Annotated in this window: 20 protein-coding genes; 12 read left to right on the plus strand and 8 right to left on the minus strand. The window is 41.4% G+C overall.

The window, feature by feature from the left end:
- The first annotated feature begins 21 nt into the window (after window positions 1-21).
- A complete protein-coding gene (locus V7K84_RS32205; RefSeq protein WP_334844293.1) occupies window positions 22-1,377 on the plus strand; it encodes a cytochrome P450 in 1,356 nt (451 codons plus the stop codon).
- Here the strand turns inward: V7K84_RS32205 and V7K84_RS32210 are convergent, their stop codons facing one another.
- Window positions 1,378-6,030: a DEAD/DEAH box helicase gene (locus tag V7K84_RS32210; protein ID WP_334844294.1), complete on the minus strand. Its 4,653-nt coding sequence runs from the start codon at window positions 6,028-6,030 to the stop codon at window positions 1,378-1,380.
- A gap of 420 nt (window positions 6,031-6,450) precedes the next feature.
- Here V7K84_RS32210 and V7K84_RS32215 point away from each other — a divergent pair, with 420 nt between their 5' ends.
- Window positions 6,451-7,047 (plus strand): Uma2 family endonuclease, encoded by a 597-nt coding sequence (locus tag V7K84_RS32215; protein ID WP_334844295.1) that lies wholly within the window; start codon window positions 6,451-6,453, stop codon window positions 7,045-7,047.
- Window positions 7,048-7,143: 96 nt separating this feature from the next.
- Window positions 7,144-7,959 carry an Rpn family recombination-promoting nuclease/putative transposase gene (locus V7K84_RS32220; protein ID WP_334844296.1) on the plus strand — a complete coding sequence of 272 codons (816 nt, stop codon included), beginning with the start codon at window positions 7,144-7,146 and terminating at the stop codon, window positions 7,957-7,959.
- 184 nt (window positions 7,960-8,143) lie between these two features.
- Here V7K84_RS32220 and V7K84_RS32225 read toward each other — a convergent pair whose 3' ends face one another.
- The 3 genes from V7K84_RS32225 to V7K84_RS32235 all read right to left on the minus strand — a co-directional run bounded on the left by V7K84_RS32225 (window position 8,144) and on the right by V7K84_RS32235 (window position 11,256).
- Window positions 8,144-9,379: a DUF445 domain-containing protein gene (locus tag V7K84_RS32225; RefSeq protein WP_334844298.1), complete on the minus strand. Its 1,236-nt coding sequence runs from the start codon at window positions 9,377-9,379 to the stop codon at window positions 8,144-8,146.
- A 145-nt stretch (window positions 9,380-9,524) separates the two neighbouring features.
- Complete coding sequence (ubiE, locus tag V7K84_RS32230; RefSeq protein ID WP_334844301.1) at window positions 9,525-10,229, minus strand: bifunctional demethylmenaquinone methyltransferase/2-methoxy-6-polyprenyl-1,4-benzoquinol methylase UbiE; 705 nt, start codon at window positions 10,227-10,229, stop codon at window positions 9,525-9,527.
- A gap of 82 nt (window positions 10,230-10,311) precedes the next feature.
- Window positions 10,312-11,256: a response regulator gene (locus tag V7K84_RS32235; protein WP_334844303.1), complete on the minus strand. Its 945-nt coding sequence runs from the start codon at window positions 11,254-11,256 to the stop codon at window positions 10,312-10,314.
- A gap of 310 nt (window positions 11,257-11,566) precedes the next feature.
- Between V7K84_RS32235 and V7K84_RS32240 the strand changes: the two genes are divergently transcribed.
- The 3 genes from V7K84_RS32240 to V7K84_RS32250 all read left to right on the plus strand — a co-directional run bounded on the left by V7K84_RS32240 (window position 11,567) and on the right by V7K84_RS32250 (window position 16,483).
- Entirely contained in the window at window positions 11,567-12,655 is a 1,089-nt protein-coding gene (locus tag V7K84_RS32240) for a RuBisCO accumulation factor 1 (RefSeq protein ID WP_334844305.1), read from the plus strand.
- Between the two features lie 236 nt (window positions 12,656-12,891).
- Window positions 12,892-15,318 carry an ATP-dependent helicase gene (locus V7K84_RS32245; RefSeq protein ID WP_334844308.1) on the plus strand — a complete coding sequence of 809 codons (2,427 nt, stop codon included), beginning with the start codon at window positions 12,892-12,894 and terminating at the stop codon, window positions 15,316-15,318.
- Between the two features lie 442 nt (window positions 15,319-15,760).
- Window positions 15,761-16,483: a hypothetical protein gene (locus tag V7K84_RS32250; RefSeq protein WP_334844310.1), complete on the plus strand. Its 723-nt coding sequence runs from the start codon at window positions 15,761-15,763 to the stop codon at window positions 16,481-16,483.
- Between the two features lie 4 nt (window positions 16,484-16,487).
- On the opposite strand, the gene V7K84_RS32255 is transcribed toward V7K84_RS32250, so the two are convergent.
- Window positions 16,488-17,027 (minus strand): GrpB family protein, encoded by a 540-nt coding sequence (locus V7K84_RS32255; RefSeq protein WP_334844312.1) that lies wholly within the window; start codon window positions 17,025-17,027, stop codon window positions 16,488-16,490.
- Window positions 17,028-17,142: 115 nt separating this feature from the next.
- On the opposite strand from V7K84_RS32255, the gene rpmI reads away from it, so the two are divergent.
- The 6 genes from rpmI (at window position 17,143) to V7K84_RS32285 (ending at window position 22,041) form a co-directional block, all read left to right on the plus strand.
- The gene (gene rpmI / locus V7K84_RS32260; RefSeq protein ID WP_094350284.1) at window positions 17,143-17,340 is read left to right on the plus strand and encodes a 50S ribosomal protein L35; all 198 of its coding nucleotides are present in this window, start codon (window positions 17,143-17,145) and stop codon (window positions 17,338-17,340) included.
- A 19-nt stretch (window positions 17,341-17,359) separates the two neighbouring features.
- Window positions 17,360-17,716 carry a 50S ribosomal protein L20 gene (gene rplT / locus V7K84_RS32265; protein WP_094350283.1) on the plus strand — a complete coding sequence of 119 codons (357 nt, stop codon included), beginning with the start codon at window positions 17,360-17,362 and terminating at the stop codon, window positions 17,714-17,716.
- Window positions 17,717-17,728: 12 nt separating this feature from the next.
- The gene (locus V7K84_RS32270) at window positions 17,729-18,544 is read left to right on the plus strand and encodes a transporter substrate-binding domain-containing protein (RefSeq protein ID WP_334844314.1); all 816 of its coding nucleotides are present in this window, start codon (window positions 17,729-17,731) and stop codon (window positions 18,542-18,544) included.
- A 127-nt stretch (window positions 18,545-18,671) separates the two neighbouring features.
- Window positions 18,672-19,196, plus strand: a complete 525-nt coding sequence (locus tag V7K84_RS32275) for a tetratricopeptide repeat protein (protein ID WP_334844317.1) — start codon at window positions 18,672-18,674, stop codon at window positions 19,194-19,196.
- A 174-nt stretch (window positions 19,197-19,370) separates the two neighbouring features.
- The gene (locus tag V7K84_RS32280) at window positions 19,371-21,353 is read left to right on the plus strand and encodes a primary-amine oxidase (RefSeq protein ID WP_334844319.1); all 1,983 of its coding nucleotides are present in this window, start codon (window positions 19,371-19,373) and stop codon (window positions 21,351-21,353) included.
- 118 nt (window positions 21,354-21,471) lie between these two features.
- Window positions 21,472-22,041, plus strand: coding sequence for a peptidylprolyl isomerase (locus tag V7K84_RS32285; protein ID WP_292738596.1), 570 nt, complete (start codon window positions 21,472-21,474; stop codon window positions 22,039-22,041).
- 199 nt (window positions 22,042-22,240) lie between these two features.
- Here V7K84_RS32285 and mutS read toward each other — a convergent pair whose 3' ends face one another.
- From mutS to V7K84_RS32300, 3 genes are all read right to left on the minus strand, one after another.
- Window positions 22,241-24,853 (minus strand): DNA mismatch repair protein MutS, encoded by a 2,613-nt coding sequence (gene mutS / locus V7K84_RS32290; RefSeq protein WP_334844322.1) that lies wholly within the window; start codon window positions 24,851-24,853, stop codon window positions 22,241-22,243.
- Between the two features lie 254 nt (window positions 24,854-25,107).
- On the minus strand, window positions 25,108-25,578 hold the full coding sequence (locus V7K84_RS32295) for a tellurite resistance TerB family protein (RefSeq protein ID WP_334844324.1): 471 nt from the start codon (window positions 25,576-25,578) through the stop codon (window positions 25,108-25,110).
- Between the two features lie 456 nt (window positions 25,579-26,034).
- Entirely contained in the window at window positions 26,035-26,319 is a 285-nt protein-coding gene (locus V7K84_RS32300) for a hypothetical protein (protein WP_334844325.1), read from the minus strand.
- Between the last annotated feature and the right edge of the window lie 216 nt (window positions 26,320-26,535).

Genomic DNA, 26,535 nt, shown 5'->3' on the forward strand with positions numbered 1-26,535 from the left:
TCCTGCTGGAGGTACTCAAATATGCGGCAGCTAAAATCAGCCGAGGAAATGCCTGGTAGTTATGGCTTGCCCATCTTGGGGGAGACTTTAGAAATATTTCGGGATTTAGAACTGTATCTATGGCGACGATTCCAGCAGCATGGTTCAGTTTTTAAGACGAGCGTCATGGGATACAAACGTGCTTATCTAATTGGCCCTGATGCTAATCGGCTGGTGCTGGTAGAACAAGCTGAAAATATGTCGTCGCGGATCGGGTGGTATTTCTTAGAATCAACATTTGGCAACAATATTTTATTACAAGATGGGGAAGAACATCGCCTAACTCGTCGCTTAATGTATCCAGCATTTCACGGAAAAGCGATCGCTACATACTTCGATACCATTCAAAATATTGTGCAAGACTTCCTCAAAGATTGGGGAGAGCGAGGAACGATTTCCTTAAATTCTAGTTTCCGTCAGCTTACCCTAATGGTTGCGACTCGCCTGTTCTTGGGAAGTCAGAACAAGAGCGAAGTTGAGCAAACCAGTCAGTGGTTTACACAACTCCTAGATAGCAGTATGGCGATATTGAAATGGAATGTCCCTTTTACCTTATATGGTCGCGGTCAAAATGCTAGGGGTAAGTTAGTGGCTTTCTTACGTGAAGCGATCGCCCAACGTATCGAGCAGGGTAATTTAGAAGAATCAAAAGATGTTTTGGGATTGCTGCTAGCCGCTGTTGATGAAGACGGCAATAAATTGAGCGAAGCACAGATAATCAATGAGGCATTATTATTACTATTTGCTGGACACGAGACAACAGCCTCTTTGCTGACTTGGGTAATCTTTGAATTAGGTAATCATCCAGAGTGGCGAGAGCGACTGCGCCAAGAACAATTAGCAGTTGTGGGAAATAATCCCCTTAACTTATCCCATCTCAAACAACTTCCACAGTTAACCAACGTCCTTAAAGAAGCAGAACGGCTCTATCCGCCAGTGTATGCCTATAATCGTGGCGTCCTCAAGGATATTGAGTATGGAGGTTATCGCATCCCTGCTGGTTGGTTTGTGACTATTTCGCCGATGCTGACTCACCGTTTACCAGAACTGTACACAGATCCCGATCGCTTTGACCCCGATCGCTTTGCACCACCTCGTGAAGAAGATAAAAAACATCCTTTAGCATTGATGGGTTTTGGTTATGGTTCGCACAGTTGTTTAGGTATGGAATTTGCCCAGATGGAAATGAAAATCGTGCTTTCCACACTGCTTCGCCATTACGACTGGACAGTAAAATCGGATTATTCTGCGATCGCTCCAGTTCGTCAACCTTCTAAAGTTAAAGATACTCTAGAAGCATATATTGAGCCTTTGCTGATCACAGCATCCCTTGAATAGTCAAACATAAATCTTTGATGAAACAAATCGATTTTCCGCATCTAGGATGAAGTCGTAGGTATTTAGAAAATCAGACTGCCACTTTTCAGGCTTTTGGCAAATTGCGAGTGGAAATCCTGCTAAATCAAACCATTGAATATCATCCCCAATTTCTACTGGTACTACTCTCCAATTTTTACTTGGAGCCTTACTAAAATCTTTCAGCAAATTGACATTAATTCGGTTAGGAGGTTTGGGAGTTGGTAAATGTCGTTCAAGACTGGAATATGATTCCTCTACCCAATTTTTGATATTAACTGCATTAAGATATTCATTTGGTTCAGATTCTCTTTCGCTAATGTAGTGATAGTAAGTTTGCGCTAGTTCTTCAGCTTGTTTACGAGTTGTTACATCTTCTACTTTAGCAAGCAAGTATGCGGCTACGGGATCTAAAGTTCCCCATACAATAAGTTCTTTCATCCAGAAAACAATCCAAGGTAGCCCAGTTTGTGACCAGTTTTCTAATGATGATTCAACTAACTCGCCACCAAAAGCTTCATCTATTGCTAGTGCAATAATACTTCCTAAGCCCCAGTTGAATCTATATCCAAAATTCTGACTAATATATGAATGCCAATTTGAAACTTGACTAGGCTTGGGTTGTTTAATTGCTCTAATTGGATCGAGCCACCAGCGTAATATTTCATTCCAAGAAGTATCACCTGAAGTTTTCTTTGATGGAATCTTCAGCTTAAATTTTGATATTTTTCCGAGTTCACCAACCACAGCTTGAATATAGTTAAAGCGTTGTTCGTATGTCCAAATTATATAATTTTTACCTTTTTCTAACTGCTCTTTAAGTCTAGGATAAATAGTTAAAAGTTCATTTCCAGCACGCGGTGGCAGACTGGTACGATACAAACGCCTGCGCTGTGAATAATTACTATAAATTTCTGTTTTTAATGCTCTACCTCGCCTGATAAATAAATTTTCTAATCTTTCTTGCTCGGAACTAGCATAATGTGCAAAGCTTCTCCGCCAAATTTTTTTTAGTTGCTCTTCCAACTCATCAGGGCTTAAATCTTTTGCTGCTAGATGCTCAATTTCAACAATTGCAGACAGTAAAATACTATCTAGTGAATCTAGAGTTTCAATTGCTGATGATTCTGCTTCAGAAAGATTATTGTTGTAATAAAGTGGTGCAGTTTGTTCTAGCCAGGTTAAAAAAGTATCTTGTGAGCTAGAAAGAGAAATACTTTGCCATTGTTGTTCTAAATGAATCAATAATTGAGCTAAAGGGCTTGGGGAATTTGAAATTTCATAATTGTCATTATTTTGTATTGTTAAATTATTTATCAAAGAGTTATATTTGTTACGAGTTTTATTGGCATTATATTTTTCTTTCGGATCTTTTATTTGCTCTATAGATTCGGTACTAAGCAAAACCACTAAGCTACGCCCTTCAGTCCCAAATCCAGGACGTCCAGCCCGACCAACCAAATTACCAAATTCACGATAATTGATATCTATACACCTTTGATCGTAATCAGACCAACGTTGTAAGTTGGGAATTAAAACAGTTTCAAAAGGGAGATTAACACCTTCAGAAACTGTAGAAGTTGCCACAACTAAATGTACAATTCGCTCTCTTATTAAATCTATCAGTAATCTAGCCATTAACCCAGGCATTTTTCCATGATGTATCACAATTCCCTTCTGTAGTAATTGGTATTCGCAGGAATCAGCACCAAAATAGTCTTCACAAGAGCGTAAACAATTATGCCAAATTTTAACTTTTTCTGGTTCTGAAGGTGGTTGAAAGAATAAAGGCTTTGATATGTTTTCCCATTCTTTATTTAAAAGAGCACGAAAGTCTTGAGCATATCCGTCAATTTTCTGTGTTATTGAAATCAGTACTGCTCGTTGTTGTTCTTTATCATCTGGAGATGCTAAGTGCATAGCGGTCCAGAATAGATGAGGGCGAAGACGCTTTCCAGAACTTTTATTTGTTTCTAATTTACCAGCAGGGGGATATGCTGGGAATGGACGTGGAATGAAGGGTGTGTCAGCTTGTCCTCCTTCTTGAAATCCTAACCCTCTACCATCTAGTAAGTCATAGCGTATTTCAAATCTTCTTCCTGGTAAGCATTCAAGTCGGCCTATTAATTGGCGCGTACTTCTGTAATATGTCTTTGCTGGGCTAGCGTTGGTTTGATTCTCTATCCAGCTTGCTAATGCGTTTTCTGTTTGTGATGCAACAGCAGATAGTGCAATAATTCGGCTATTATTTTGTTCTATATAAGTAAACAGTCTTGCACTTAATGACTCTAAGCGTAAGGATCTACTTTCAGCTTTTTGTAAAGAATCTTTATTACCATCAAATTGAACTGCATGAGCTTCATCGATAACAAGAAGAGAAACTCTACGAATAAATAGAGTACCCAAAAATTTCATCAAAGCTTCTGCTTTTTCATAAGTGCAAATTAAAACTGTTGGCTGTTCTGATGTCAGCCATACATCTGTTGGCCCCCAGTCAGTCCCTCCATATAAACCTGTAACTATAACATTGTTATTAGTGGAACGCTTTAAAACACGAGACAGACTTGATTCAACTTCTATAGCAAGCGCTCTGCTTGGCACTATGTAAATTACTAAAGGAGTAGAGTTACTTAAGTTGTTAGAATTTGTTGTTTCAAAAAACAAGCTTTGCAAAATTGCAATTTCAGCTATCGTTGTTTTTCCTGAACCTGTAGGGGTACAGAGCGCAAATGATTCTGCTGTTGCTAGTCGTTCGATTCCACAAATTTGAGAACGCCATGCTAAAGCTTTACACTTTTGATAACTTTGACGTAAATAACGTTCTAAGAAATTTCTACCATTTGGAGTAATCATCTGAGAAAGTAATTCTAGATGATGTCGTAGAGAAGTTTGTATATATACAGACGTAACTTCAGCGCACAATTTTCCTAAAAGCCAAGAATAAGTGTCATGTCCATGAAGAAGCACCTTAGCAATATCAGAAAGCTTTTCAATAGCTTTTTCTAATCTTGGTTCATTTCCCCAGCGCATTTTTGCACATAAAATTCCTAAAGAACTAGCAGTTTCTTTAACAATCAACTTGTTAAATCTGTCAGCAGCTGTATCAGTGTCATCCCAAAGAAGACTTGTTTCAGTTTGGAAATTTGATGATGTTAGAGTTGCCCAATATTCTGTCAGCCGTTGTAATAAACTAGGAAAATCAGCTTTTAGCAAAGAACGTAAAATTTCTGACTCTACTCCCTCACTTATATCTTCATTGAGTAAACCCGCAGCCCTAGCAGGATAACCAGCAAGTTCATACACAGCTGCTGCAAGTAAACGAATTGGTAAAAGATCCGGGTTTAGTTGGGGATGAGATAGCCATTCAAATAACTCACCAGCCCGTAGCATTCCATTACGCCAGTTAGTATCTTCATCTTCTCGCTGGATAAATGCAGCCTCAATAAGTCGCATGGCATCATTTAATCTTTCACCTGCTTCATCTTCTCGCCACCCAGTTAACCCATCTTCTCCTGCCCGAAGTCTCGTATGTTGGCTATAAAGTTTTGCAATTGCTGGTGTTAGTCTGCTACCTGCCAGACTCTTTTGTAGTTCTTTCGCTAAAGCAATGACTTCGTTACTTGGTTGAGTCATCTCATTTTGCAGAACTTCACCTTCTACTATGACATCAGAGGTTGCAAAAGCAACCTCTGAGTCATCTGATTGGTAAACTGTCTGGTTAGAAATATTTACTAAAGGTGTTGTACTTGCTGGCTGACTATAGACAGTTTTAACAAGATTTTCAACTTCATGAAGATGAATTTCAACTGTTTCAAGTCTTCTTTCTGCTGTATATTCTTCGTGTGGTTTCTTGAGAGATATCCATGTTGGATTTATGATAGGATGTCTACCACAAATATAACTAACTAAATCACAGCGTTCATAATTTCTATCAACTGGTTCTAGCCACAGAACTCTTAGAGAGTTAACCCATTCAGATGACAAAGGATCATCATAATCCTGCAAAATATCAATTAGTTGTGGGGTATCAACAGGTTTTTCATGTGGGGTACTTGCCTTTTTATGTGCTTCCGCTATCATTTCTGTATAATGATTAGTTGTACATTTAGCTTCACAAACTAGAGAAGCAATAATTACTCCTTTGCTGTTACGTAGAAAAGCAAGACAATCATCGCCTGTACGTCCAGGTCGCTTTTTTGCAATCTCTTCAGTTTGATTTAGAAATTCTAAATGCTGAAATTCAACTAGATGAAATCGAAAAAGAAAAGCAGGAACTTCCCAATCATCCTGCCCAAAAGGAGCAAAATTTTCAGCAATGATTCCTGAAAATATCTCTCCAAAATAACCCTGAAGAGATATAATATTAAAACGCTCAGGATAGCCAAAGCTTGGATCACTTTCTGAAGAATCACCAAATGGCTCAAGAGGATTTCCTGCTAATTTACGAAGACGATATCGAGCATCTTCATGGGCTTTTTGAACGATTAATATTAATTCATTGAGAATTATATCTCGTTGGCTTTTATCTTCTTTGAGAAGACGATGTGTGTATCGCTTATCTTCAGATTCACTAACTGAGTTAGATAACCACTTTGATATTCCGTTAAATCTAGTGATTTTTTGTCTTTCTTTCATTTAATATACTCTCTAATATTAATCAGATTTACAATATAAGCCTTGAACTAAAATAATTTAAAATTATATGTAAAATTTAATACTAAAAGATTAGTAAAATAGCAAAATGATTCCATAAGCATTCAACGAGAGCTATAACGCTTAGTCTGTTTTACTTTTGGGGGAGGGTAGGTTCGGAAATTTAGACTAAATGCGCTAAGTCAATATAACAATAAGAGAGTATGATTGAATACAGCATCCTGCTATTAAAAGCTGAGAGAGAAAATATTAACTCTCATCTGCTCTTATCAGACAGATAACAGTGAAACAAATTTCTACATGATTGGAAATAGCTTTCTAGTAAGCATGGTAATTGTTAGATGGTTAACCTAGTATGTCAACCCAGTGCTACGCTACAGTTAGAAAGTTTGAGAGGCAATTATGACTGCCCTAATTCTGAACCTCAGCCCCACCATTGAACTAACAGATGAACAGTTCTTCCAACTGTGTCAAAATAATCGAGATTTGCGACTTGAGCGCACGGCAGAGGGAGAATTAATTATCATGCCACCAACTGGATGGGGAATCGGAAATCGCAATAGTAAACTGACACAGCGCTTAGGTAATTGGGCTGACGCTGATGGCACAGGTTTGGCTTTTGATTCCTCAACGGGTTTTAAACTCCCCAATGGTGCAAATCGCTCTCCAGATGCATCCTGGGTAAGCCGCAAGCGATTAGAAGCTCTGAATTCAGACCCCGACAAATTCCTACCACTCGCTCCAGATTTTGCGGTAGAATTGCGCTCTGCTTCAGACAGCTTAAAGACTGTGCAACAAAAAATGCAGGAGTACATTGATAACGGCGTGCGTTTAGGATGGCTAATTGACCCCCAGAATCAACAGGTGGAAATTTACCGTCCAGGACAGGATGTTGAGATTCTGCGTAGGCGTAGCCCGTCGGAGACATCGCCTACTAGCTTATCAGGAGAAGATGTATTACCAGGATTTGTGCTTGATTTGACGCAAATTTTGAATTAGGCGATCGCTCTTTCAAAATTCCAATTTTTGTGTGATTAAAAACGGTTTTTTTGTTACCACGACCAGTTGAAAGCTTTGGAGTGGTAGGATTTTTGGATGTTTGATAACATCTGCAAATTCCTCGCCGAAAACTTTTCCACCGACTTTGCGACCTGGCTGCTGGGAGAACCCATTTCCCTTACGGAGTTAAGTCCTTCTGAACTCTCGCTAGAACCCATTCGAGCCGATGCACTAATTTTATTGGAATCAGCAGAGGTAGTACTTCACCTAGAGTTTCAGACTCAACCCGATGCTAATATCCCATTTCGGATGATTGATTATCGCTTGCGAGTGTATCGCCGCTTTCCCCAAAAGCAGATGCGTCAAGTGGTAATTTATCTTAAAGAAACAAGCTCAGAACTCGTGCAACAAAATACTTTTACCATTGCTGGTACTCGCCACGAGTTCGAGGTCGTTCGATTATGGGAACAGCCAACAGAAGTACTTTTGCGCTATCCAGGTTTATTTCCATTCGCGGTGTTAGGTCAGACAGATGACCGTGCAAGTACATTACAGCAAGTAGCACAGGAAATCATCGGGATTCCTGACCAACGCTTACAGAATAATGTTGCAGCTGCCACAGCAATTCTAGCTGGTCTAGTATTAGAGAAAGGGTTAATTCAAAGAGTATTACGGAGAGACAATATGCGCGAATCTGTAATTTATCAAGAGATTGAGGCTGAAGCTCAGGCAAAAGGCAGAGCGCAAGGTATAGCCGAAGGTAGAGCCGAAGGTTTACAAGAAGGAATTCGGCAAGTTGCAGTGAATCTCCTCAAAAGCCAAATGCCTTTGCAGGAAGTGACAAAATTGACTGGGTTATCAATTGAAGATGTACAGTTGTTGCAAACAGAGATAGAAGATAGGTCAACATAATATTGTAATTATTACCCTATGGATGAATCTGAGTGACTCTGAATAAAAACAAGAGCGATGTCTACGATGGTCACTGAGCATTGCCGAAGTGACCATCGTAGACATCGCTCTAATTCTCTTCATTCCATAATCTGGCCAAATTGCAACTATAATTTGACAAAATTTTACAGTTACAAAGAAAAAATTAATATTGACTTAATATTAAAAATACCGTCTGCAATAACCCGATAACAAAACCTAAAACACCACCTAAAGTCACAATTGCCTGCAATTCATTTTTCACAATTCCTTCAATGGCAGCTTCCAAATCAGCCGGTGAAGTTGATTTTACACGGTCAACGATGACTTCATCTATCGATAAAATGGGAATCGCCTGTGCCACAATTGCTTCTAAATCTTTTTCCAAATATTTCTCTAAAATTAGAGCCAACTCTTGACTCATTACTTCTAAAGAAGTACTGACAACTGGTGAAGTACTAACACGATTCAGCAGCACTACAGCAATATTTTCCCAATCGACAGAATCAGTTAATCCTTGTAAAAAATCGCTGCCACTATTTTGCAGGTAATGACGGACACTTTCGCGGGTGGTTTTTCGGAGTTGGCGCACCGTACCCATTGGCAAGTTTTGTAATGATAAATTTTGCAGCAATTTCCGAATGCGATCGCGGATCTGCAAATCTTGAGTCAATTCCTGCAAGCGACTATTAGCAGCCTCCTTTTCATCCAAACAAAAAGTTCGTAGGCGTGTAAGAGTATTACGTAAGCCAAACAAGTTTGCTACTACCCAATAAGTCCCACTGGTTTTTTCGCGGAAGCCTTCATCGATAATTTGAATCGTGCGATCGGTCAAAAAATCAACTATCGTTTGGCGGAGCAGATCCGGCGGTAAAACTATTTGCAACAACCAATCAGCAAGCCGCGTAGCTTGTTCTTCACTCAGTTGAAATTCCAGCAATATCTGGTCAAAAATTTGATTGATCTGCGCCTCCAAAAAATCTTCACGCCGCGCTAAAACCTTGAGCAATCGTGGCAAAGATTCCCCTAGTAAATCCCGCAAAATTCCAGCTACAATTTTGGCACTTTTCTCGTTTTTATCTGTTTTGATTTGTTCAATTGCTAACCGCAACAACCAGAGAATTCCTGATTGCACGCGTTCTGTTTGCAACAAACGCCGTGCCAGATTTTGCAATTCTTGTGGTGTCAATAGTGACCCCATGATTGTATTAGAAATGTTCTTAGCGAGACGTTCCTGATTGCGGGGGATCAATCCAGGGGTGAAGGGTACTCTTCGTCCAGCGATATAAATTGCTCGGTAAGGACGGAACAACATTTTGATGGCTATATCATTTGTGAAATAGCCAATAATTCCACCCAGTACCGGGGGAGACACATAAAGCCAAAGATGAGACCAGTCCAAGGGAAGAATTTAAAAAGTTAGGGGGTTAGAGCTTAGAGTTAGGAGTTAACAGTAGAGACGCGATTAATCGCGTCTGTACAAGAGTTAGGAGTTAGGAATGATAAATTTTAAATGAGAATTTATCACTACTCATAATTCATAATTTTTAACTAATAACTCCTAACTTACTAAGCACTAACACTCCCATCATACCGTTCGCAATGGGGTAGTGTGTGGCAACTGCAAAACCTACTTGATGAGCTAACTCTATTTGCTCTTTGCCAATGGGAAAGCGATCTAAGCTGGGACTGATGTAAGCATATTCTTCTTTTAAGCCTAAATAATTGGCAACTGGTACCACAAAACCGTCCAGATACCACTGTTGAAAGGTACGTAGCTGAGGATTGCTCGGTCGATGAAAGTCTAAAATTGCGGCTTTAGCTCCCGGCTTCAAAACCCGGTATAGCTCTTGGAGACTGCGGGAAATATCTTTAACATTTCTTAAACCATAGCCCATTGTTGCGGCATCAAATTGGTTGTCGTCAAAGGGTAAATTGAGGACATCAGCTTCTACCCAGCTGATAGCAGGTTGGGGGTATTGCTTTTGGGAGCGTTCTTTAGCCTTTTCTAGCAGGTTTTGGGAAAAATCTACTCCATACACCTGTCCTGTTGCTCCGATACGCCGTGCCAAACGTAAAGCTAAATCACCACTACCGCAACACAAATCTAATGCAGTATCTCCTGGTTTAGCTGCACTCCATTTTACTGCCATTTCCTTCCAGATTCGATGCTGTCCCAGACTCAACCAATCGTTCAACTGGTCATAAACTGGAGCAATACGGTTAAAAATGGACTGAATTTCGTTAGTCATTAGTCAATAAGTCATTGGTCATTAGTCATTCGTCATTTGCCAAGGATAAAGGACAAATGACTAATGACAACTACACAATACCTTAATGAGAGTGACTACTTGTCAGAGCGATCGCCACTAGTTGTGCTGATAAATTAATCAGCACCAATTCATCTTCTCGCAAAGTGCAAGGTTGTTTCCACTGGAGCGACAATACACCCAAAAGTTGATTGCGGTAGCTAATTGGGATGACTAAATGTGCTTGCACACCCGTATTTTGGTAGTGAATCGCATCAATTAATTTAGTATCTTTAAGTACATTTAAGGAAACTTGCATTTGTCCTGTAGCGATCGCTTCCCTGGTTAGTGGGTCAAGAGATAGCCAATTTTCTATTGTACCTATATCGCTGTAAGTTCCTTGAGTTGCAACCAGAGTATTTCCATCTGTAAGTTGTAAAATACAGCCGTCTGCTCCAAAAGTTTCACTCACAGCCCTAGCAATGGGAGCGAGAGTTTCTTCTAAACTAGAAGCGGCTTGAGTTACCTGTACCAAAACACTCAGCAGCGCCATTTGAGCATGAGCGCGGCGTAATTCTTCTGTACGTTGCTTCAGCAAGTCGTAGGTTTCTGCTGCTCTTTGCACCACTGCCTTCAGTTCCCCTGGGTCCCAAGGCTTGGTGATATATTTGTAGACTTGCCCAGCATTAATTGCTTCTACCAAGTCTTCTATATCAGTAAATCCAGTGAGAATTATTCTTACTGTATCGGGAAACTGAGGTACAGTCTTACTGAGAAACTCAGTCCCTTTCATTTCTGGCATCCGTTGATCGGAGATAATCACTGCTACCTCACCTTCTGTTGCCAAAACTTGTAGAGCGTTCACCCCACTATCAGCTTTCAGAACATTAAAGTCGCGTCGAAATGTGCGATAAAGTAAATCCAGATTATCTGGCTCATCGTCAACTACCAGTATTTTCAGCTTTTTTGGTCGTTCGAGAGTCATAACTTGAGATTGGACTTTATCAATTTCGAGATTGGGTTTATCCATAAGATTTTCCTTTAAATATTCACTCTCTTGTTATATTCCATACCAAGTTTAGTTGAGAATAGCCGAAGAGCGCCAAGGGTTTATACGGAGTTATTTTGCATATTTGAGAACGCTAATAGTGAGCGCTACACAGGAAATTTGTCTGCCCAAATATCTCAATTAAAAAATGTTGCGCTATAAAAACTAACTAAATCAGCAAAACTATGGCAGTTTTGATCGTGGATGAGGTGTAGGTCTGGGTATAGATTAGAATAATACTTGCTCATGAGGTGTTCAATTAACCTCTCAAGTTGAAGCTTGCACTCCGATTATGACTGATTTACCACCCAACACTCAGAATCCCGAAGATAATCCTACAAACGATGTAGCACAAGAGTTACTGCGAAGACTGAGGCAAAAACAAGGCAACTGGGTGGAATGGGGAGCCGCGATCGCCTCGTTGCTAAAAACCGGTTACAACCCTCAAGAAATTTTTGAGGCGACTGGATTTGAGCCGATTCAACAAAACCAGGTGGTTGTTGGTTCTCAAGTTTACAATTCTTTGGAAAAGTTTGGAGTATCGGAAGCCACGCGATCGCATTATGCCACACGCGGCAGTGATGTTTTATATGAACTGCGTTTGCTCACCCAAGAAGAACGCGCCGCCGCCGCTGAACTAATCTTCGTCCACAATGTTGATGCTGATGAGGCACGGGATATAGCCAAAGCCCTGAAAGAGTTCTCTTATTACCGCACTTTGCCAGAAGGGTTTTCTGCTCATCCTGGGGATGCTGTTGCTCATCAAGTTTGGAAACTGGCACGCCAAAATGCAGATTTACAACAGCGATCGCGCTTAATCGCCAAAGGTTTGCGTTTTGCTCATACGCCAGGTGCAAGGCAAAAAATCGAACAACTACTGACTGATTTTACTACCGTTCCCCAACGTCCAGCGCCAATTTTACCGTTTTACCGCCTGGAATTTGAAGAACAGTTACCCCGAATCTTGCCCGTGGTAGGCGAGTTGCCATTGTCACGGCAAGACTTGCAAGCTGTGCCCATATTGACAGAAATTGAACCATTTCGGATGGTCAAGTTTTCTGGAGAGCAAGCTTGGATACCTTTACCAGGTTGGCAAGTGCTGTTGGCGGCAGAAGATCCAGTAGTGATTTTAGCGAATAGCGATCGCTTCCCCATCCAAACCCAAAGCCAAATAGGGCCAGTTGTAGTAGTGATAGATCGTGCCCAACGAGAATGGGATGCCTCCAGCTATTTTGTCGTTGAAAATGGTGGTGAATTAGATTTTCAATGGTTTGAAACTGAGCCAGAAATTCCTCTATTAGGACAAGTTATTATCATCGTGCGTCCTAAGAAAATTCTGGATGAAGAATTAACTAAGGATTCATGGCAGATTGACGAATAAATTCAATTTTAGACGAGCTAACTGCGTAACACTCCCACACCTTCTGGTGTGGGAGTGTTGGAGATTAAACTAACTGGAGCAAAAATATCAACACGGTTGAGTTAATGAAAATCGGAATTAGGGCAAAAACAGTGGACTAATTTATTTAATAATTTTGAATTAGAATCACCGAAGATTATTCATATCTGTGGTTTGGAAATTAAATTCAATATCTATTTAAAATATATAATTTGAGAATGTCCGATTCTAAATTTACTACCCCTGTTGTTGAAGAATTACTTGACTCAGAATTGTCTGAGCGATCGCCTATTCCTTCTTTACAGGAAAAGATTCTCGCAATCCGCAACAGTCTCCGCCCTGGACAGCAGCAAATGGCTGATTGGCAATCTGGTCCTTTGGCGATTTCAGCCGTTCCTGGTGCAGGCAAATCTACTGGGATGGCGGCGGCAGCAGCGATCGCGATCGCCCGTCAATATGAGCGTTCATCTTCCCGCCGTCAGTTGGTAGTCGTTACTTTTACTCGCTCCGCTGCTGCCAATATTAAAGCGAAGATTCGTAAATTTTTACGAGATGATTTATCTCTACCTCAGACAGGATTTTTTGTCTATACCCTACACGGTTTAGCGTTGAACATTGCCAACCGCCATTCTGATTTGTCAGGTTTGCAGTTAGAAAATGTCATATTAATTACACCAACCCAAAGTCACCGTTTTATCCGAACTGCTGTAGAACAATGGATTGTAAATAATCCAGATATATATTTGCGGTTATTGGAAGGTCATCAATTTGATGGAGAAGAGACAGAAAGGTTGCGTCGTCAATCGGTGCTGCGAACAGAAGTATTACCGGAATTGGCTAATACGGTAATTCATGAAGCAAAAAGTTCTGGGATATCGCCAGAATTGTTGCGGGAGTGGAGTAAACAAACCACAGACGAATATGCAATTTTGAGCGTAGCGGCGGGATTGTACGAGCAATATCAAAACTTGATGCGATCGCGTGATTTTATAGATTATGACGATATGATTTTAGCTGCACTGCGCGTTTTAGAAAACGACAGTGCCCGTCACGTCGAGCAAAACCAAATATTCGCCGTCTTTGAAGACGAAGCTCAAGATTCTAGCCCTCTTCAGACGCAGCTATTAGAAATTTTGGCGAGTAATCGGGAATATGAGGGGATGAATACAGACGCGATTCATCGCGCCTCTACGTACTCCCCACTCAATTTAGTCCGAGTTGGCGACCCTAACCAGGCGATTAACTCTACCTTTACTCCAGCCGATCCGATTTATTTTCGGCAATTTTGCGAAGAGTGCGATCGCATCGAACGATTGGCAACGATGGATCGAGCTGGTCGCAGTACTAGAATTATCATTGAAGCTGCTAACTTTGCTCTCAAATGGATCAATAATCAGTGGTTAGCAACAACCAAAACTAACAACAAACAACAGACTGCTGACAACCGACAAGTACCGTTTCGCTTGCAGACAATTCGCCCTGTGGAAGTTGGCGATCCGCAAGCTAACGCCAACCCCGCACCCGTAGGACAAGGTTTAGAACTTTATACACCGCGCGATATTCATCACACCGTTGAATTGTTATCTCAAAGGGTGATTGAGTTATTTGGTGAAGATCCAACAAAAAATAGTGCAGCGATTTTAGTCCGAGAAAATCGTCAAGGACGATGGTTAGCAGAAGCTCTGACACCTCTGTGCAAAGAGCATAAAATTACACTTTATGATGTGGGAGAACGCGATCGCCGTTCCCATGTTCCTCAAGAAATTTTGGCATTATTGCAATTTTGCGATCGCCCCCACTCCCCCGATTACCTCAAAGCTGCGCTAGAAGCATTAGTACAGCGCCAATTAATTCCTACTCAAGACCTCAACGCCCTTGCTAGTCTGCCAGAAGAGTTTTTGTATCCTGGTCCCCTAGCAGCACCCCAGCCAGAAACAGTACAAAAAGCTGCTCGTTTGTGTCGCAATTTACTTCGCGCTCGTTTAGAACTGCCTCTTTACCAGCTAATTTCCTTTCTCGCCTTGACTTTAAATTACGACCAAGCAGAATTAGCAACTGCTGATAAACTTGCAGAACGGGTAAACCAGCAGATAGCTGGCAATAGTTCGATGGGGGGAATGCTGTCAGCTTTAAGTGAAATCGTTAGTTCCGAACGGTTTGAACCAGTGGAAACCGAGGATTCGGAAGAACGTTATACCCGTCGCGGTCAACTGACGATTATCACTATGCACAAAGCTAAAGGTCTAGATTGGGACTATGTATTTCTTCCCTTTCTCCACGAAAACTTGATTCCTGGCAGATTTTGGGTTCCTCCCCAAAGCCAATTTCTAGGCGACTTTACCTTATCAGAAGTAGCCCGCGCCCAAATTCGCGCTACTCTCCACGAAGAATCTGTCATACCGGATGTTAGTCAGGCATGGGAGGTGGCAAAAAATTTGAAAACATCTGAAGAGTATCGTTTACTCTATGTGGCCATGACACGAGCAAAGCTTCTGTTGTGGATGTCTGCGGCGCAGAAAGCTCCCTTTACTTGGAGTAAACCGGACAATTTGCAAGAACAAGCGCCTTGTCCGGTGTTTCCAGCATTAAAACGCCAATTTCCTGAATGTGTGGTGAATTTAGCGGCAATGAGCAAACAAGTATAAGGGGTGGGGTAAAACCTTAGTTAATCAGCTATTTCAGAGGATGTTTGAAAAGTTTTGGGCGATTGGAAATTGCGGCTACACAAGCAAAGTCCGCCTGTGCGGACTAACACAAAATCAAACTCTTTAACCTACGTAGGTGGGTTTTGTCTGTGTAGCCGTGACTTCTAGTCGCCTTCTAGTCGCCAAGGCTTTTCAAACACCCTCTCAGACTTGTGTGTACACCGTAGCTCACTCTTTATAAGGAAACTGAATTAAGAGTGCAACGTCAAACAAATTATGATTCAATTGCGATATTATCCCAATACTTCTTGGTTAGGCATCTTTAATTCGGAATTGGGTTTTGGGAAAAGGTTACTGGGTTTGGGTTAAAGCTTTTTTCTTTTCCCCTTAACCGAGAAGTATGAGATATTATCCGTTCAATCTTTAACAATCAATATATATTATGAAATCAATCATCCAAGCATCTGCTGTAATTAAAAGCACCTTCAAGTCACCCAGAGGAATTTTCTTGGCGCTGGTGTTGACAAGCTTGCTATCTTATGGATTCGGAGTCATTGAAAACAATTCTGCTGGGGCTATTCCTTACCCAGACGGCACTCAATTATCCCAATCCCAAGCAAACGAGTTGCCGAAAACGATCGCTAATAAGATTTTACGAAATGCTTCTAGGCATTCTGGCTTGCGTAAACGGGAATTAGAGATTACCCAAGTCACATCGAAAACCTTTAGTAATCCTTGTGAATTCAAATTTGGAGAAGTTTGTACTAGGGAATACAACCCCATTGAAGGCTGGGAAGTAGTTGTCAAAGTCCGTCAAGATTCGTGGACTTACCATGTAGATAAATCTGGAAAGCAAATAATTTTAGATCCGAAAGTGATTACTTCACAAACATTGCCGAAGGCGATCGCAGATGCAATTTTGAGCGATGCCTCAAGCCGTTCTGGGGTGGAAATTACTGATTTAAAAATTACTCAAACTACACCAAAAACCTTTGGAAATCTCTGCCAATTCAACTTTGGCGAAGTCTGCACCCAGCAGTACGACCCCGTGGAAGGTTGGGAAGTGATTGTCAAGGTTAAAGAGCAATCTTGGATTTACCATGTGAACAAATCCACTTCGCAAATAATTTTAGATCCCAAAGCCAACGCCACTGAAAAAAGTTAAATAATCAATGGCTTTGGTTTTTTCCCATATCCTCATTCCGTGCTTTGACCATCAAAGCACGGATGTAGTTATTTTTACCATTCGTATAAGCTTCGCGATCGCTCCGAAAACTTGCCGCCAAGTCCCGTTTTAGAACTTCGTAACGTCTCGCTTCTTCAGGATGCTTTCTCAAATAGTCGCAAAATAACTTGCGTTCCCAAAATTCGCTGTCAATTTCGACTATGTGAATATGATGAGTACGTTGCTTTCCGTATGGTGGCATTCCTTTGACAAAAAACATCCGTCCAGGACGCGGATCTTCATACCAATAAACGTATCCCAAAAATTCTAAAGCCAAAATAGCAGATTTTGCATCTACCAAAGAACGCACTCCCACCATGATGTCAATAACTGGTTTAGCTGCCATTCCTGGTACTGCGGTACTACCAATATGTTCAATTTCTACAACTAAGTCATTGCCTAGTAACTGCCAAATCCGCTCGGCTTCTTCCGCAAACAAAGTCGCCCAACGTGGGTCATATTCAACTATATTCACCTCATCCATAAGTGAAGCAAAGTTTATCTACAGCGATCGCCGTTGGCTAAATCCTTTATTTAATTGCAGTTATAGCAATTTTAATAGTATATAATAATGGATCGTGTCGAATCAAAGCTAGACCATGCCTAAACTAAAGACTCGTAAAGCCGCGGCAAAACGATTCCGTGCCACCGGTAGCGGTAAAATCGTCCGTCGCAAAGCGTTCAAAAGCCACCTTTTAGAACACAAATCTTCTGACAAAAAACGTGGTATGCGTAAGAGTGCGCTTGTACACGAACGCGACGAACTTAACGTGCGCTTGATGCTCCCATATTTGTAAGTATTTTAGGAAATAAGTTATGACTCGGGTAAAACGCGGTAATGTAGCTCGCAAACGCCGCAATAAAATTCTCAAACTAGCTAAAGGTTTTCGCGGTTCCCATTCAACTCTGTTTAGAACTGCCAACCAACAAGTGATGAAGGCGCTACGGAGTGCCTACCGCGATCGCAAAAAGAAAAAACGCGATTTTCGTCGCCTTTGGATCGCCCGCATCAACGCTGCTTCCAGGCAACATGGCTTAAGTTACAGCCAGTTGATCGGTAACTTGAAAAAAGCTGATATCCAACTAAATCGCAAGATGTTGGCGCAATTGGCAGTCCTCGATCCAGCTAGTTTCGGCAAAGTTGCTGAATTGGCACTTCAAGCTAAAGGATAAAGGTGGTGAGGGATGTATAACAGATGTAACAGACGGCAAGCAATTACTCGGTTACATCTGGTATTATCCGCCACTATCTTTTGGCTTTTTTGCTTTTCTCTAGTAGGGACGGGATTAACTGCATCTGCTGCCGAAATGTCAGAAATTCAGCAGCGGGGCTATTTAAATGTTGCCGTTAAAGATAACTTGCGTCCCTTGGGATTTAAGGATACCAACGGAAATTTGCAAGGCTTAGAAATAGACTTAGCAAAGCATTTGGCAGTTGACTTGGTTGGTAAAGCCGAGGCTGTAAAATTTCAACCTGTAGCGAATCGCGATCGCCTTTCTGTAGTCTTAGACAAGAAAGTTGATTTTGCGATCGCTAGAGTCACAGCAACCGAGTCACGCACCCGCATAGTTAGTTTCAGTGTTCCCTACTATTTGGATGGCACTGTATTAGTTACAAAAGATCCCTCTGTACAGCAGTTGAATGATTTGTCAAAACAAAAGATTGCCGTACTCAACAACTCCAGTACCATTGCGAAAGTGCGGTACTATCTGCCAAACGCCGAGTTAGTAGGAGTGGATTCCTATAAAGAAGCGCGAGAGAGAATAGAAAATAATGCCGCCGTAGCCTTTGCCGCAGATGCTAGTGTTCTTAGCGGTTGGGTGCAACAATATCCTCAATATCGTCTACTGCCAACAAAATTATCAACTGAACCCTTATGTGTAGTAATGCCCAAGGGATTGCAGTACGATGAGTTTAGACGAAATGTGAATCAGGCGATCGCTCGTTATTTAGAAAAAGGTTGGCTCCAGGAACGCTCTCAATATTGGGGTTTACCGTAAATTGGTCATTGGTCATTGGTCATTGGTCATTGGTCATTGGTCATTAGTCATTGGTTATTAGTGAATAACACAAAGGACAAATGACAAATGACAAATAACAAACTTTATAATATTTGTATTTGCAGTAATGGATAACAGTCTAGCCGTTGTTTATCTCTCAATTTTGGTGGTTATACTCACAATTGCAGCCGTGAGTGTGTTTCGCCAGATTTTCAAAACTCGCAAGGTTGAAGGCTCTTTTGCAAGATTGCGAAAGAAATTAGAGAAAGAAAAGGGTACGACTCAAGAATATTATGAGTTAGGCAGTATTTATTCAGAGAAAAAAATGTACTCTCAAGCGATCGCGCTATTTCAAAAAGCTCTCAAAGCTGCTGAAGAAGAGGAAGAAGAAGATATCGCCCCCATTTACAACGGACTCGGCTATATTTATTTCACCCAAGAGCAATATGACTTAGCAATTCGTCAGTACAAAGAAGCTCTCAAGTCTAAACCAGACTACGTAACAGGATTGAATAATCTCGGTCACGCCTACGAGAAGAAAAAATTAACGACTCAGGCGTTACAAAGTTACGAAGAAGCACTCAAATTGGCTCCAAATAACCCTATTGCTAAACGTCGTGCTGAATCTTTACGCCGTTTGGTTTCTGCATAAGATAATGTCCAGGTAATTAAGCCTAATACCCGGAACCCCACCCCGTCATAGCTGTGCTTTAGCGGGGTGGGGTTATTTTATTATAATTAATTTCGCTTTAGCCTCTTAATTTATCGGTTTTCAATCTTAGGTTTGGAAATAGGTAACTATAAGTCTTTTGTAAAAATGTAAAAGATGATTAAGCGGCTAAAGCGTTTTTTATGGCTATCTATTGCGATCGTTTCCATCATTTCTATCTCAATCGGATTAATGGAAAAATTGACGGCACAACAGCCTTTGATTTCCCATCCTCTCACTTCGCTAACTGAGGTAGAAATTAGCACGGCTGTTTCGGTCATCCAAAGAGAAAAAACTTTGAGCGAAATGGCAGCTTTTCCACTGATTGCTTTACAAGAACCAGATAAAGAAGAAGTTCTAAATTTTACACCTGGTAAAGTCTTTGGGCGAAAAGTTTTTTTGGTAATCTATGAGCGATCGCAAAACAAAACTTTTGAAGGTATCGTTGACCTAAGAAGCAAAACCTTAAGTTCTTGGAAAGAAATACCGTCTATTCAACCTGCGATCGTTAATTCAGAATACGAACTAGCAACTCAGGTAGTTAAAGCCGATCCCCGATGGCAAAAAGCGATGCAAAAGCGGGGAATTACCGATTTCGATCGAGTTAAAATCAGTTGGTGGGCACCAGGAATTCTCAGCGAACAGGAAGAAGCAACAGGTAATCGTCTTTGTCGCGGCTTATCTTACTACAAAGGCAAAGGCTGGAACTATTACGGTAGTCCCATTGAGGGAGTCTTAGCAACAGTTAATTTAAACACGGGGAAAATTGCCAGTTTTATTGATAGAGGAAACGTACCTTTCTCTAAAGAAAATTGGGATTACGATCTCAAATCCTTGGGTAAATTATTGTCACCACTGAAAGCATTGAAGATTCTCCAACCTAATGGTAGAAGTTTCCAGATCGAAGACAATGAAATTAGCTGGCAAGGTTGGAAGTTTCGCTATTCAATGCATCCTCGTAATGGATTAATGCTCTATCAAGTGACGCATAAAGATGGGGAAAATATTCGACCAGTTTTATACCGCGCTAGCCTCTCAGAAATGGTAGTACCTTATGGCGATCCTAAGCCTACTTGGTCATTCAAAAATGCCTTTGATGTTGGAGAATACAACTTAGGTTTACTAGCAAATACGATGGAATTAGGTAAAGAAATTCCCGAAAATGGCTTGTTGCTAAATGCTGTATTTGCTAATGAGCAGGGAGAACCTTATCAAATACCAGGGGTTATCGGTATCTACGAACGCGAGAACGGAATGCTTTGGAAACACTATGAGTATAATACTCAACGTAATGATGTCCGTCGCAGTCGAGAATTAGTGATGAAGATGACGGTAGCCATTGATAACTATGATTACAGCATCAATTGGATCTTTCACCAAGATGGGACTTTGGAAGTCCAAAATGAATTAACGGGTATCGTACTGGCGCAAGGAACGGCTGCTCAAAAGCAATCTGATGATGATTCTTATGGTCGGTTAATTGCTAAGAATATCTTTGGAGTAAATCATCAGCACTTTTTCAATTATCGCCTAGATTTCGATGTCGATGGTCAGGCGAATTCTGTGATGGAAATGAATGTGAAAGCTTTGCCGATGGATGAGAAAAATCCTTTAGGAAATGCGATCGCACTTTCAGAAACCCCACTAGCTAAAGAAACGGCTGCTGTGCGTGATTTGGATATGAAAAGCAGTCGGGAGTGGATGATTATTAGCGCAGACAAAAAGAATACGCTCGGTGCTGCACCTGGATATATGCTGATGCCTGAAGGAAATTCCATATTTTTCCCTGTGGAAGGTTCAAAAATCCGGGAACGGGCAAAATTTGCGACTCATCACGTGTGGGTAACAAAATATAAACCTACTGAACTTTATGCTGGGGGAGATTATCCCAACCAAACTCAACCTGGACAGGGTTTGCCAAAATATATTGCAGACGATGAAGCCTTGATGGGTGAAGATATCGTACTGTGGTACACAATGGGCGTAACTCATATTCCGCGATCGGAAGATTGGCCGGTGATGCCTGTTCACCGAGTTGGCTTTAAGCTAGTCCCTAGAGGATTCTTTAGCCGGAATCCCGCAATAAATTTGCCTGAGTAAAGTATTTGTTGGCTCAAGTTTCCTGCCTTCAGGTTTTTTTCATGTCTAAAGGCGGTAACTTGAATGCTGATAAACTTATATAGTTCAAATACTGGCACTGGTTAAAATAGGATATCTAATGAACTTTCCAGAAATTAATATTCCCGGTGATGGAACACTGCACGCTCGTTTAATTACTTCCTTGGGTGAAATTGTAGTTCGTTTAGAAGAAGAGCGAACCCCCAACACTGTCAAAAATTTTGTCGGTCTAGCAACTGGAACAATCGACTGGAAAGACCCTAAAACAGGTCAATCTGGTAAAGGAACTCCAGCTTACGATGGAGTTCGCTTTCACCGGGTCATCCCTGATTTTATGATTCAGTGTGGCGATCCTCTGAGCCGTTATCTAGATACAGCCAACCGATGGGGTACTGGTGGCCCTGGATATCAATTTGAGGATGAGTTTCATCCTGAATTGAGACACACTGGTGCAGGTATCTTGTCGATGGCTAATGCCGGACGCGGTACTAATGGTTCGCAATGGTTCATTACAGAAGCACCAACACCTCACCTTGACAACAAACACAGTGTTTTTGGTGAAGTTGTCCAAGGTCTAGATATAGTCAACAAGATCGCTAATGTGCCTACAACTAGAGATCGTCCAAATCAAGAAGTGGTGTTACAAAAAGTAGAAATTTTTCGGCAGTAATTAACACCTCGGTTTGTAGTAAGCACTTTAGGTGATTTCTCACAAAGAATATACCCAGGTTGACGAGTTTCGACTTCGCTCAACTCTCGATCCCTTAGTTGGTTGAGCGGAGTCGAAACCAACGGCGACGGTAGATTTATTAACGTAAATTGCCTTAGTGCTTAGAAAATAAGGACTAAAGTCCTTACTACAAACTTGCTTACCCATCAAGATTTTGCAGCCCCATCGCAATCTTACTGTGTTTTTCAATTTGCCCCATCACTTGTTTTGCCCGTTGAATAACTACGGCTGGTAAACCCGCCAATCTTCCCGCTTCAATTCCATAAGACTTATCAGCACCTCCTGGTTGAACTTGGTGCAAAAAGATAATTTGGTCGGGTAATTCTTTCACCGTCACCTGATAGTTAGCCACATTCGGGATAATGCTAGCCAGTTCATTTAACTCATGATAATGCGTGGCAAAAATTGTCCGTGACCGAATATCAACTGCTATATATTCCGCCACCGCCCAAGCTATAGAAAGACCATCAAATGTTGCTGTCCCGCGACCAATTTCATCTAATAGTACCAGCGATCTAGATGTAGCATGGTTGAGAATATTTGCGGTTTCATTCATCTCCACCATGAAGGTAGATTGACCCGTTGCTAAATCATCTACTGCACCAACACGGGTAAAAATGCGATCGCATATTCCCAATCTGGCAAATCTAGCTGGTACAAAACTACCAATCTGCGCCATTAACTGAATCAATCCCACCTGACGCAAATAACAACTTTTGCCGCTGGCGTTTGGCCCAGTCAGAATAATTAAGTCAGGTGCGGGAAAACTCTTCTCCTTCTCCTCTGCGTCCTCTGCGCCTTGGCGGTTCGTTTCCTCACTTCCCAATTGCGTCGAATTCGGCACAAAGAACCCCGCAGGTAAAGACTGTTCCACCACAGGATGACGACCATCAACAATGTTTATCTCTCTTCCTGGCAAAATTTCGGGACGACAATAACCTTGATGTACCGCCAACTCCGCCAAACCACACAACACATCCGCCGCCGCCACTGCACGAGATAAATTGCGAATTACTTCCGCCTCTTGTGCTACCTCTTCCCGCAACGCCGTAAAAATCTCATATTCCAACTGATTTAAATCATCTCGCGCCGTCAAAATCCGGGCTTCTCGTTCCTTCAAATCAGGGGTGATGTAACGTTCCTCATTGGTCAAAGTTTGCTTGCGGATATAATTAGCGGGTACTTGGTCGGCTTTGGTACGAGAAATACTGATGTAATAACCAAAGGTTTTGTTAAATCCTACCTTCAGTGTCGAAATTCCTGTCTTAGCCCTCTCATCAACTTCCAAGTTGGCAATCCATTGCTGGTCTGCTTCTACAGTCGCCTTCCTTTCATCCAATAGGGGATTTACACTATGGCGAATTAATCCGCCTTCTTTAATTAGTATGGGTGGCGACTCTACAAGATGTGCGTGTAACTTTTGTGCCAATTCTTCCAACACACTGGGGACTTTCTGCAAAGCTTTCAGGAAAGGAGAACGCGTCTCAACGACTAAGTTGGATAATTCTGGTAAGCGTGAGAGGGAATCTGCCAAAGCTACTAAATCTCTAGCATTCGCTGTACCAGAACCCGCCCTTCCTGTGAGGCGTTCCAAATCGTAAATTTGCCTTAATAAATGTCGCAAATCTTGACGCAGGGGGGTATTTTCCATCAATTCTTGGATGGTATCTTGCCGCGCCCGAATGCCTTTAATATCGAGTAGCGGTTGCAACAACCACCGCCGCAAAGCACGCCCACCCATCGCTGTACTAGTTTTATCTAAAGCCCAAAGTAGGGAACCGTGAAAAGTTCCATCTCGAACGGTTTGGGTAATTTCTAAGTTACGGCGGGTTTGATTGTCAACAATTAAGTAGTCGGTGACAGTGTAGCTGCGGAGTCTTTGGAGGGTGACAGGGTTTTCTTTTTGAGTATCTTCCAGGTATTCCAGAAGACCGCCAGCCGCACGAACGGCCAGGGGAAGACGATCGCAACCGAGTCCTTCGAGCGATCGCACCTTAAATTTCTGCAATAATCTAGGTCTAGCTTCACCTTGAGAAAATGGTACTTGCGATCGCAAACTATAACAAAATGATGGTGGCAAACACTCAGGAAGATGTGGCGAAGTTTCTCCCGGACGCAGCAAACTACCCAAATCGGGCGCATTTGTCGGAACTAACACCTCTGAAGGTTGCAAGCGCATTAATTCTTGGGTCAAATGTTCTAAATCGCTACCTTGAGTGGTGAGAAATTCACCTGTAGAGATGTCTGCATACGCTAAACCCCAATGATTTGCGGCAATGACTACTGCTGCTAAGTAATTATTGCGACTGGATTTGAGCATTCCTTCTTCTAGCAAAGTGCCGGGTGTAAGAATGCGCGTTACTTCTCGCCGCACCAATCTCCCAGCAGCTTCAGAAGCATCTTCCACTTGGTCGCAAATTACCACTGCGTAGCCTTTTTCTACTAGCATCGTCGCGTAGCGTTCCCAAGCATGATGCGGAACACCAGACATCGCCACCCGTCCTTGTTCCCCAGCTTGCTTACTAGTGAGAACTAATTCCAATTCTTGCGCTAGTTTGACAGCATCTTGGAAATAGCATTCAAAGAAATCTCCTACCCGATACAGCAATACCGCGTGAGGATATTTATCCTTCGTCTCGACATAATGCAAGTACATTTGACTTAGCTTACTGCGATCCACCTGTAGATGGTCAGAAATAAAAGTACTCGCGTCGGGTTTGGTAGATGGAGTTTCAGAGTGAGAGGCGGTCATAGATGCTATCGAGTTACGCACGGAAATTCCCCAATATCCGATGATAACGTGATGTGAAAGTTGAATGGCGATCGCTCAAGGATATTTTACTTTTATCTGAAAAAGGTTAATTTTGATACAATGCAAAATTCCCAACTTCTTCATGAAGTCGGGAATCTGAACAACTTAACCCAAACAAAATTATTTCATATTCTTAAATTTTAGCAACCTCAAATTAAAGATGGTAGATGATTGAGGTTGCAAGTCAAAAAATATTACTCCTCTTCTTCCTCTTCTTCCTCTTCTTCTTCTCCGAACACTGCGTCTATGAGTTCTTGTGCGCGTTCGTCTGAAATATTTAAAGCTTCTTGAAGTTCAGAGATATAATCTTGTTCGGCTTCGGGTACTTCTTCATCAATCCCTACTACTAAGATAGCTGTGATGTATGCAGCTTCACGATAACCTCTATTGGGTAAGGATTCGATCGACTGGGCGATTAAATCTTCTGGTTCTTCTTCTTCAATCAAGCTGACAACTTTTTCGGTCAATTCTTCAAAGTCTTCTTCAGAGTAATCTTCAAATAAGTCAACCCGACCGAGAAATTCACTCAAAGCATATTCTTCTGTGGAAGAAATACCTTCACCATCAGCCGCAGCGGAAAACAACCCCAGAATTGCGATCGCTACTTCTGGTTCTATAGCAACTGAACTAACACTACGGCCTTTGGGCAACTTGCGTTTAGACATAATTATCCTCTAAAAGTTATGTGATATTTCAGGAAGTAATACTTTATGGTGTATAATCCTTCCTCGATTTATGATTCCCAAAATAATGCGGAAATATACATTGGGATGAATCTTTTTTTCATAAAAAATACGCAGACAATATATTGCTCTGCGTATAAAAACGGTTAAGTTGCCTTGAGCTATGAGGTTTTTAGTACTTGTGTATGTTAAGCAGCTTAAAGGGATATGGTGTACACACAAGTCTGAAATAGCTGATTAACCAATGTTTTACCCCACCCTAACCCTCCCCGTATGTATTGGGGAGGGAACTAGATTTCTTTTTTTCCCCCCTTTCCAAGGGGGGATTAAGGGGGGTAATTCGACTTGTGTGTACACCACCGTAGTTTAAAGTGAGCATTAGAGTTAACTGCAAACTGCTATAATCCGGTGTTTACAAGAGTTCTATCATTTCTCTATCTACCTCTTATTTCTAGAATGATATTGGCGCTGAGTTATCAGCCAACCTATGCCGATAAAAAAGAATGTAAATAAAACACTCAACAATAAAGATGCGTAAAGGGGATGCTTTTGTACTAACGGTAGATTAATTTTATCAATATGTGTTGTGAATACGCCAGAGGCGATCGCACCACCGCCAAAGCCTATACCTAATACTTGGATTTTGTTTTCTAAGGAGCGATCGCGCTCAGTTTGTTCTGTTTCTACTATACCTCGGATAGTATCAACCAATTGCCCAAACAATTCTTGACCTGGAATCAGATAGTTAATATCTGTTTGTATTTGTTCTTGCCATTTCTTAGAGTCTTTATTAATGAAATCTTGCCAAGATTGGGGACTATTTCCGCTATCAATAGTTTGAATCTTAAGCTGTTGCGCCTACAATTTGCATATAATAAAGATGAATATAACTTCGGGTACAGGTTGTTATGCCGGCTATTGGCTTTCTAAGTTTAGAAC

This window comes from Nostoc sp., assembly GCF_036917315.1.
Taxonomy (GTDB): Bacteria; Cyanobacteriota; Cyanobacteriia; order Cyanobacteriales; family Nostocaceae; genus Nostoc.